The sequence below is a fragment of the Parabacteroides sp. AF17-3 genome (assembly GCF_003635445.1).
Classification (GTDB): domain Bacteria; phylum Bacteroidota; class Bacteroidia; order Bacteroidales; family Tannerellaceae; genus Parabacteroides; species Parabacteroides goldsteinii.
Map to the genome: position 1 here is coordinate 1 of NZ_QTMM01000041.1, position 2,421 is coordinate 2,421.

General features: G+C 45.2%; 3 protein-coding genes and 1 pseudogene. All 4 read right to left on the reverse strand.

Annotation, left to right across the window (positions count from 1 at the left end; all coding sequences use genetic code 11):
* Nucleotides 1-48 precede the first annotated feature (48 nt).
* Nucleotides 49-870: pseudogene (gene traJ / locus DWW91_RS27385) on the reverse strand (conjugative transposon protein TraJ); the annotation flags it as partial.
* 19 nt (nucleotides 871-889) lie between these two features.
* Complete coding sequence (locus DWW91_RS27390; protein WP_122329435.1) at nucleotides 890-1,519, reverse strand: DUF4141 domain-containing protein; 630 nt, start codon at nucleotides 1,517-1,519, stop codon at nucleotides 890-892.
* A gap of 4 nt (nucleotides 1,520-1,523) precedes the next feature.
* Nucleotides 1,524-1,880 (reverse strand): DUF3876 domain-containing protein, encoded by a 357-nt coding sequence (locus DWW91_RS27395; protein ID WP_122329436.1) that lies wholly within the window; start codon nucleotides 1,878-1,880, stop codon nucleotides 1,524-1,526.
* Nucleotides 1,881-1,908: 28 nt separating this feature from the next.
* Nucleotides 1,909-2,421, reverse strand: a 513-nt coding sequence (locus tag DWW91_RS27400; RefSeq protein WP_122329437.1) for a TraG family conjugative transposon ATPase, incomplete at its 5' end; no start/stop codon positions are given.

A 2,421-nucleotide genomic window follows, 5' to 3' on the forward strand; every position in this document is an offset into this window, starting at 1 on the left:
AATGCCTTGCAATCAGCATATTTACTACACAGCCTCTACGGGCGCACAGATTATGTACACTGAATTGCTGCTATCGGGTACAAAATTGGGGTCTGATAGCTCCTGAATATCCTTTTGGAGCATAAGCACCTGTATTCGGGCAAGAATGGAACTGAACAGGTCTGAAACGGGCAGCCACAGGTAAACGGAAATGTACCTTGTTATCCATTGGGTCAGTGTCGCCTGAAAGCCATCATATACACTGATGGCAAAGGCTATCGGACCCAGTATGGCAAGGACAATCAAGAAAAAGGTTCGGATAGTGTCTATCACAAGGGCTGCCGATTGAAAGAGCAGTTCCAACAATTCCCTGAACCAATCCCGGACGGATTGCTTGATATTGTGGGCTGCCCTATCCATGTACATACCGCCCATTGTGGCAATATCTTTGGCAGACCATCCCAATTCGTCAATCTGTTTATCAAATGCTTCATCCGAAACAAGGTAAGCCGTTTCCGGATTGCGCACCATCGCTTCATATTCCAGTTTGTCCTTTTGTTCCCGGTAGGCGTTCATATCGAAAGTTTGCGTTTCGAGCATATTGTTACACCCCTTGACTACTGGGGACATCACGCTGTTAATCGTACCCAGTACGAATGTGGGGAAGAACATAATACAGAAGCCTATTACAAAGGGACGGAGCAAAGGGTAAACGTCTATCGGTTCGGCACTGGCGAGCGACTGCCATACTTTGGCAGCCCCATAAAACAAAGCCCCCAGTCCCGCTATTCCTTTGGCTACCCCCGCCATGTTCCCGCATAACGGCATCATATCCGTGTACAGACTTCGTAAAATCTGATGCAGGTTATCAAATTCGATTGCTAATAACATACTTATCTGTTTTTAGAAGTTACCAGTAACGTTCATTCGCCGAGCCATACAAAGCCATTACCCGGTCAGTGTCCTTTTTCTTTTTCGCCCGCAGGTAGGAAACGGAAATATTCTTACGGGTATAGTAACTCACCAAATCCCGGTAGTTCCTGATGGCGTTATACGTCCGGTCGATAACGTCCATCCGTTCTTTATCCGACATGGAAAGCCCGTTGATGTTCACAACACCTTTCATTTCTTCCAGTACATCGGAACTTTCCTGTAACAGTTGGGTATAGCCGTAGGCGATGGCGGAAAGTTCGTCCGGCGTGTAGTTCTCATCCGAAAGCATTTTCTGAAAACTGTTCACGTATATATCTGAAATCTCACCGATAAGCAGGATAGACTTTTGCACCTTTCGGGCATCTTTCACAAGGTTATGCACTGATTTAAGCCTGTCGTAGTATTCCTTACCCTGTTGGTAAATCTTTACCGTTTCCTGAAAATTCTTTATCATGTTCTGTGCTGTGGATGAAGTCTGCACGATATTCTTTGACGCATTGATAATCCCTTGCGCCAAGTTGCCGGGGTCACTCACTACCCACTGTGCGTTTACCTTTTCGGCAAACAGGCTGCATACTACGAGCAGCATTATAATCTTTGTTCTCATACGCTTACTTCTTTATTGGTTGTTTACTCCGTTTGTATTCTCCGCCGGGTGAAAGTAGAATCCGGTCGTTCTCTTTGTCATAGGTCAGCAGGACGGAAAACCCCGTTTCAATGAACAGGTTTCCGTCCTGTTCTGAAATCTGATAGGTTTCCGTTTGGATAGTCCCCCGGTAGGTTTTTCGATAGGTCGTTACCCGATATTGCCCGTTTTCCTCAAAGAGGGTAAACGCCGGACGGTTTTTCACGCTTTCCCAGTCGCCACGCATCGCCCTAAGACGGTCGGCGTTCGTTTCCTTACAGGAGGAAAGCCCCAGTAACAAGATGCATAACAGCACCGGAAACATGAACTTTAAATGTTTCATACTGATTGATTTTTAAATTGTTAGTTGATTACTTTTCAGGATTACGCTTGCTTTCGGCAAGCCGTTTGATAGCCAGTTCGAGATTGCCGTCCAGCTTTTCGGACAAAGCGAAAAGTTCCATCTTTTCCGTTTCTTCCGTTGTGAACGTGTAATATTCTTCCAAACTCACTTCTGTGGCATATACGGCTGATTGTGTACCGCCTAAGCCTATCCAAACTTCCTTATATTTCCGGTTCGGATGGTTGGCAAGGTTGATGGAAAGCACCTGTGAACGTTCCTTGTCGGTCAGCCCTAAAAGGTTCTGTATGCTATCGAATTTATTAAGATACTTCCTTTGGTCGAGCAGTATCTTACAATCCGAATTGTTTATAATACTCTCTTTTACAATGGGAGAAGATATAATATCTTCGACTTCCTGTGTGACTACAATCGCTTCACCGAAATACTTTCTAACGGTTTTATAGAGATACTTAATATAATCCGCCATATTCGCCGATGCAATCGCTTTGCCGGGTAGGTCAGGGGCATTACTGCCCCTTTC

Coding starts and splice junctions, on each gene's coding strand:
- DWW91_RS27395 (WP_122329436.1), bottom strand. CDS start 1,880: ATGAAACATTTAAAGTTCATGTTTCCGGTGCTGTTATGCATCTTGTTA.
- DWW91_RS27390 (WP_122329435.1), bottom strand. CDS start 1,519: ATGAGAACAAAGATTATAATGCTGCTCGTAGTATGCAGCCTGTTTGCC.